General features: G+C 61.3%; 7 protein-coding genes and 1 pseudogene. 1 reads left to right on the top strand and 7 read right to left on the bottom strand.

The genetic code is table 11. The annotated features are described in order from the left end of the window. Nucleotides 1–174: pseudogene (locus ACIQ2A_RS25105) on the bottom strand (SAM-dependent methyltransferase); the annotation flags it as partial. A 173-nt stretch (nt 175–347) separates the two neighbouring features. Here ACIQ2A_RS25105 and ACIQ2A_RS25110 point away from each other — a divergent pair. Next, nucleotides 348–1,562 (top strand): DUF3419 family protein, encoded by a 1,215-nt coding sequence (locus ACIQ2A_RS25110; RefSeq protein ID WP_398484638.1) that lies wholly within the window; start codon nt 348–350, stop codon nt 1,560–1,562. Between the two features lie 177 nt (nt 1,563–1,739). On the opposite strand, the gene ACIQ2A_RS25115 is transcribed toward ACIQ2A_RS25110, so the two are convergent. From ACIQ2A_RS25115 to ACIQ2A_RS25140, 6 genes are all read right to left on the bottom strand, one after another. Beyond that, entirely contained in the window at nt 1,740–2,447 is a 708-nt protein-coding gene (locus ACIQ2A_RS25115) for an ABC transporter ATP-binding protein (protein WP_398484640.1), read from the bottom strand. Continuing rightward, nucleotides 2,434–3,177: an ABC transporter ATP-binding protein gene (locus ACIQ2A_RS25120; protein WP_398484643.1), complete on the bottom strand. Its 744-nt coding sequence runs from the start codon at nt 3,175–3,177 to the stop codon at nt 2,434–2,436. The genes ACIQ2A_RS25115 and ACIQ2A_RS25120 overlap by 14 nt, the downstream gene beginning before the upstream one ends. Next, nucleotides 3,174–4,103 carry a branched-chain amino acid ABC transporter permease gene (locus ACIQ2A_RS25125; RefSeq protein WP_398484645.1) on the bottom strand — a complete coding sequence of 310 codons (930 nt, stop codon included), beginning with the start codon at nt 4,101–4,103 and terminating at the stop codon, nt 3,174–3,176. The genes ACIQ2A_RS25120 and ACIQ2A_RS25125 overlap by 4 nt, the downstream gene beginning before the upstream one ends. A 1-nt stretch (nt 4,104) precedes the next feature. Next, a complete protein-coding gene (locus ACIQ2A_RS25130; protein ID WP_398484647.1) occupies nt 4,105–4,959 on the bottom strand; it encodes a branched-chain amino acid ABC transporter permease in 855 nt (284 codons plus the stop codon). Nucleotides 4,960–5,125: 166 nt separating this feature from the next. Further along, the gene (locus tag ACIQ2A_RS25135; protein WP_398484649.1) at nt 5,126–6,346 is read right to left on the bottom strand and encodes an ABC transporter substrate-binding protein; all 1,221 of its coding nucleotides are present in this window, start codon (nt 6,344–6,346) and stop codon (nt 5,126–5,128) included. 119 nt (nt 6,347–6,465) lie between these two features. After that, a partial coding sequence (locus tag ACIQ2A_RS25140) for a hypothetical protein (protein ID WP_398484652.1) occupies nt 6,466–6,697 on the bottom strand: 232 nt, incomplete at its 5' end.

The following is a 6,697-nucleotide window of genomic DNA, read 5'->3' on the forward strand; positions in this document are numbered from 1 at the left end:
TGCGCCTGCCGCCGGTTTCAGGTCTAGGATCAGCTGATCGCGGCCGAGCAGGTAATAGCGGCGCGTGGCGTCATAGATGAAGCGCTGCCAGCGATACATCCGATTCATGCGATGGGTGGCGTCGTTTGGCCAGGTCGCAGGAGTGGTTTCGGCTTCGGAGACAATCGTCACGATGCACCTCGTCGGATGTCGGATTGAATCGCACCCTTGTCAGGCGAAGACGACGACGATGTGACAGTGGATTTGTCATGCGAGAGGACTGGTTCGGAGAAGGTCTGTCGCAAAACTGCAGTCTGCGGTTGATAAAAATTTCAGATTGTCGATTTGGGGCCGTCAAAAGGACCGCTATGAACACCCAACTGATCGCCGACGCCGTTCGCAACAGCCGCTCCCGCGATGAAGCAACGGTGTGGGATTCTCTCTTCGCCTTCTGGTTCCGACGGCTCGTCTATACGCAGATCTGGGAAGATCCGGAAGCCGATATGGCTGCGCTTCAGCTGAAGCCCGGTTCGTCCATCGTCACCATTTCCAGCGGCGGCTGCAATGCGCTGTCCTATCTCGCGGCGAAGCCGGCGCATGTCTATGCGGTGGATCTAAACGAGGCGCATCTGTCGCTGTTGAAGCTGAAGCTTGCCGGCCTGCGCGCGCTGCCGAACTATCAGGACTTCTGGACGTTCTTTGGCGAAGGTAATTCGAAGGCGAATGCCCAGCTCTATCGCGAGCGCCTGCGCCCTTATCTCGATGAAGAAGCACGCGGCTATTGGGATGAGCGCACCTTCTTCGGCATCGGCCGCCCGCGTTATGGCTATTTCACCGACGGCTTCTATCGCCATGGTGCGCTCGGCCGCTTCATCGGCTTCGGCCACATGATTGCGAAAGTCACAGGCGTTGATCTCGATGCGTTGCTGAAATGCGAGGCCGGCTCGCCCGCGCGCAAACAGGCGCTGGAGAAGCTGCACAGCGTCTATCACTCCTGGTTCGCCAAGCTGCTGACGCGTACGCCGGCGCTGGTGTTCAGCCTCGGCATCCCGCCTCAACAGCGCACGCTGCTGGCCGGCGACCAGCCGCTCAACGAGGTGCTGTATCAGCGCACCATGGCGCTGATCGACGTACATCCGAATGCCAACAACTACTTCGCCTGGCAGGCCCTGAGCCGCAGCTATGTCGGCCCCGGCGACACCTGCCTGCCGCCTTATCTGCAGCAGAGCCGTTATGCCGATACGTCGAGCCGTGCTGCTTTGGTGACGCCGGTGCATGCGAATCTGCGTCTGTTCATCGAGAGCCTGCCTGCGCGTGCGATCGACGCCGTGGTGCTGCTGGATTCGCAGGACTGGATGGCGCCGGATGAAATCCGGGCGCTGTGGGACGCCATCGATCGCGCCGGCAATGACGGCATCCGCGTGATCTTCCGCACCGCCGGCGCCGAATCGCCGCTGGAAGAAGAGGTCCACGCCCCGCTGCGCCAGACCTGGCAGCGCGATCCCGAACGCAGCGCTCAGGGACTCGCGCAGGATCGCTCGGGGATTTATGGCGGGTTCCATCTGTATACGCGGAAGCAGTGATTTCTAACCTCTCCCCGCTTGCGGGGAGAGGTCGCCTTTCACATGCGAAGCATGTGGGAGGCGGGTGAGGGGGACTCTCCACAAATTCCGTCACCGCGGAGAGTCCCCCTCATCCGACCCGGCTTCGCTGCGCTACGCCGGGCCACCTTCGCCCCGCAAGCGGGGAGAAGGCAGAAACTACACCCCCAGATAAATCTGCTGAATATATTTATCGCCCGCGATTTCCTGCGCGGTGCCCTCACGCACGGTGCGGCCATGCTCCAGCACGTAAACGCGATCGGCAATCCGCAGCGTCGAAGTCGCATCCTGCTCGACGATCAGGATCGCCGTTCCGTCTTTCCTGATTTGCGTGATCGAATCGAAGATCAATCCCTTCAATCGCGGGGCAATGCCGACGGAAGGTTCATCCAGCAAGAGCAGCTCCGGCCGTCCCATCAGCGCACGCCCGATTGCGACCATCTGCTGTTCGCCGCCGGACAGTGTGCTGGACTGCTGCCACTGCCGCTCGCGCAGCACTGGAAAGAGCGTGAACACGCGTTCGAGATCGGAATCGATTTCGCCCTTGTTCTTCCGCAGATAAGCGCCGAGCTGAAGATTCTTCAGCACCGACAGTTCGGAAAACAGCTTTCGCCCCTCCGGACAGTGGCAGATGCCTTTGGCGACGACATTGTAGGGTTCGATGGAATGCAGCGAGGCATCCTTGAAATTCAGCGTACCCTGCGCTGCGATCGAGCGTGAGATCGCCTTCAGCAACGTCGTCTTGCCGGCTCCATTGGGGCCGAGCACGCCGACCAACTCGCCTTTCTCGACCCTGATGGAGACAGATTCGATCGCCAGCGCCTTGCCATAGCTGACCTTGAGGTCTTTGACTTCAAGCAGAGGCATGGGCGTCCTCCGTCTTGCCGATATAGGCCTCGATGACTTTCTCGTTCTTCACGATCTCCTCGGGCGGCCCGACGGCGATGATCTCGCCGAAGTTCATCGCGATGACGCGCGAGACGAGTGCCATGAATTCGCGCAGCTTGTGTTCGATCAGAAGAATGGTGAGGTTCTCCTCGCGATGGAGCCGACGGATCAGTTGCGCCAGCTGTTCGATCTCGCTGCTGCCGAGGCCAGCGAAGGGCTCATCGAGCAGGAGGAGATCAGGCCGCGTGGCCAGCGCACGCGCGATTTCGAGGCGGCGCAGGTCGCCATAAGGCAACGTCTCCACCGGCTCCTTGTCGCGACCGCCGAGGCCGACCTGGGCGAGCAAGTGACGCGCGCGCTCCTCCTTGTCCTTATCCTGACTCGCGCGGGGCGACATGCAGGCCACCAGCACGTTTTCAAGCAGGTTCATGCCGATGAATGGCCGCGTCAGCTGGAAGGTGCGGGCCATGCCGCGATTGACCACCTTGTAGGGCGCGAGCTCACGCACCAGCTCGCCATTGAAGTGAATGGTGCCCGTGGTCGGCTGCATGAAGCCGGTGAGGATGTTGAACAGCGTGGTCTTGCCGGCGCCGTTGGGTCCGAGAATGCCGGTGAAGTCGCCCTTCTTGAGGGTGAAACTGGCATTCTTCACGGCGGTGAGCCCGCCGAAGCGTTTTGTCACGCCGTTGACTTCGAGGAGATCGCTCATCGCAGGCGCTCCGTCATCCGGCGCCAGAGCGGCGCGATCAAACCATTGGGCAGGAAGAACAGGATCAGCATCAGCGTCAGCGTGTAGATCCACAGCCGGTATTCACCGAAGCCGCGCAGCATCTCGGTGAGCAGCGTCAGCAGGATCGCAGCCACGGCAGCGCCGTAGATCGAGCCGATGCCGCCGACATAGACCATGATGATGACGGTAATGGAGACGACGACGGAAAATAGCGGTGGCGACACCTGCAGCTGATAATGCGCGTAAAGCGCGCCGCCGAGGCCCGCAAAGCCGGCGGAGATCATCAGCGATACGATCTTGTAAAAGGTCACATTGATGCCGGCGGCCTGACAGGTGGCCTCATCGCCGCGGATGGCGCGCAGCAGCAGCCCCCAATGCGATTGCGCCAGCAAGGTCAGCACAATCACGGTGACGACCAGGATGCCGAGTGCGAACCAGTAGTAATGCAGCGGTGATTTCATCAGCGGGTCGAGGCCGTAGATGCCTTCCTCGCCGCCGGTATATTCCCAGAAGATCAGGCAGAGGCGCTGCAGGATCGCCGAGGTCGACAGCATCGCCAGCGCGAAATAGGGCCCGCGCAGTCGCAACGTCGGGAAGCCGACCAGGACGGCGAAGGCGACCGCGACCGCCACACCCAGCGGCAGACTGTACCAGGGATTTGCCGCCCAGAGCGATGACAGGAAGCCGGCCGTGTAGGCGCCGGCGCCGATGAACAGCGAGTGGCCGAAATTCTCGCGGCCGGTCAGGCCGGACATGAAGTCCCAGCTCGCGGCCCAGATGCCGTAGACCACACACACGGTCAGGACGCCGGTGAGATAGTTGCTGCCGGTGACGGCCGGGATGGCAGCGAGGATGCCTATGACGACGAGGCCGCCGATGATGTCGATGGGGGCGATGCGTTTCATGTCAGAATGCCGCCCGCCGCCCGAGGATGCCTGCCGGGCGGATCATCAGCGTGATCACGACGGCGACGAGGGACACCAGCTCCGTCCATGATGTGGAGATGAGATAGGCGACGATGGTCTCGGAATAGCCGAGGATCAGCGAGGCGATGATGCTGCCGGGGATGGAGCCGAGGCCGCCGACGATGACGATGGCAAAGGCCTTCACCATCGGCAGCAGGCCCATGGTCGGCTGCACGGTGAGAAAGGGCGAGACCAGGATGCCTGCCAGCGCCGCTGTGCCGGCCGAGATCGCCATTACGATGGAGAAGATGCGGTTGGTGGGGATGCCCATATACTGCGCAGCTTCCGGATCCTGCGACACCGCAAGGATCGCAGCGCCGAGGCGCGTGCGCTGGATGAACAGCCACAGCAGCAGCAGGACGAGCACGCCCATTACGAGCGCCAGCAGGCGCTGGCCGCCGATATCGACGCCGCCGATAGTCAGCTTGTCGGCGACAAATGAGGGCACGTTGCGATATTCGGAGCCGAAGGTGATGAACAGCGCCTGTTCGACGGCGAGCGACACGGCGAGCGTAATCATCAGCACCGCGAGTTGCGACGAGCGCAGCGGGCGCACCAGGAAGCGCTCCATCATGACGCCGAAGCCGGCCACCAGCAGCACGGCGAGCGGCGCTGCAATCAGCAGCGGGAAGCCGAGCAGCGAGGTGAAGACATAAGCCGAATAGGCGCCGAGCGCATAAAACGAGCCATGGGCGAGATTGAGGATGCGGGCGACGCCAAAGATCAGCGTGAAGCCGACGGCCAGCATGGCATAGATGGCGCTCGACACGGCGCCGTAGATCAGGATCTGGAGCATGACATTCCGCTGGTGGAGGGCAGGACGGTGGAAGCTTCGCCGCTTGTCATCACCCGCGAAAGCGGGTGATCCAGTAAACGGAGGTGCTGCGGTTCAATCCGGAGCAGCAGTGTCTACTGGATCCCCGCATGCGCGGGGATGACAACCAGCGTGTGAGGCGCTGACCTCAGTTGCTCATCCACGGCGGCGGGATCATCGGGCCCTTTGCGGAGTCCTTCGGCCAGACGACGACGCGGGCGCCGTCCTTCTGCCACTGCGCGAATAGCAGGTTCTGCAGGCCCGGTCCCTGTTTCACGTCATGTACTTCGTCGAACTGGATCTTGCCGGCGATGCCGACATAGTCGGTCTTTTCCAGTTCCTTGATGACGGCCGCCGGCTCCACCGAATTGGCGCGCTTCACCGCTTCGGCATAGACGTGAACCGCATCATAGGTGCCAACGCCGGTATAGACCGGGGCGGTGCCAAAGCGTTTCACGAACTCATCCCAGAACGGAATGGTCTTTGGCGTCAGCTCGGCGCGGGTGGCGAACAGGCCCACGGTCTCGGCGAGAGCTTTGCCGCTCACGCGGGTGAAGAAGTCCGCATCCTGGCTCTTGACGTCGATGCCGCCGATCGGGATCGGCACCTGGGCGTCATGCCACTGCTTGACGAAGATGTCGCTCGACGCATGCGACAGGATGACGATCAGATATTGCGCGCCGGAATTCTTCACCTTGGCGAAGAGCGGCGAGAAGTCTGAAGTCGACGTGTCGAAGAATTCCGACAGTGGCACCTCGGTGCCGCCTTCGACGGCGCCCTTCTTCAGGATCGGAACGAGATCCTGCACCCATTTGGCATTCTCGCCGACGATGGCAACCTTCTTCAAGCCCATCTCGCCCTTGAGCTTGCCATTGATGAAGTCCACCAGCGCGCGGGCCTGATGGCCGGCATGGATCGGCGAGACGCGGAAGATATATTTGTAGTTCTCGTAATCCGTCTTCACCTTGGCGGTGATGGCGGGGGAGGCGGCACCGACGCCGAGATAGATCGTCTTGGCGTTCACGATATGCGGCAGCTGTGCGAGCGTCACGCCCGACGTATAGCCGCCGATCAGCACATCCACTTTCTCATCGGCCGTCAGCTTCTTGATCGCGGCGATGCCCTGTTCGGGATTCTCGGTCTCGTCGGCAACGACGATTTCCAGCTTGCGACCGAGCAGTCCGCCTTTGGCGTTGATCTCCTCGATCGCCATCTTCGCCGCGTTCTGGGTGTCACGGCCGACTTGCAACTGGATCGATGTGGGAAGGCCGATCTTGATCGGCTGTTGCGCCATCACTGGCGCTGTTGAAGCAAGGGCGCCAGCAACGATCATACTGGCAGCCGCAAGCGGCCTCAGAAATGAGCTCATGGTATCTCTCCCTAGACTTGCATCTGGGTCATTGCCCGATGCTTTTTGTATGAGAGCAGACTGCCAATTGCTTTATACGCAAGTCAAGGATGATTGCGTGAGCTACACATTGCTGAGCGTTAAATCACGATGCGTTGTGCTCGCAGCTTCTGTTGCAACGCGATGGTCGCGTGGTGCAATTCGATCAAGCGATCCATGCGAAGCGACTTGCAAGCATGTGCAGCATGTCCGCACTTCCAGTCCATGCGAACGGTGTTTGAATGTTTGTTTGAAAAGCCCCGAGGGGTGGGACCGCCGACGCAGGTAAAAACGGCGGTCCCGTGCCGGGCATTGAAATTCGTGGAGGGGAAA

It is taken from the genome of Tardiphaga sp. (assembly GCF_044336785.1).
In the GTDB taxonomy this organism is placed as follows: Bacteria; Pseudomonadota; Alphaproteobacteria; order Rhizobiales; family Xanthobacteraceae; genus Tardiphaga.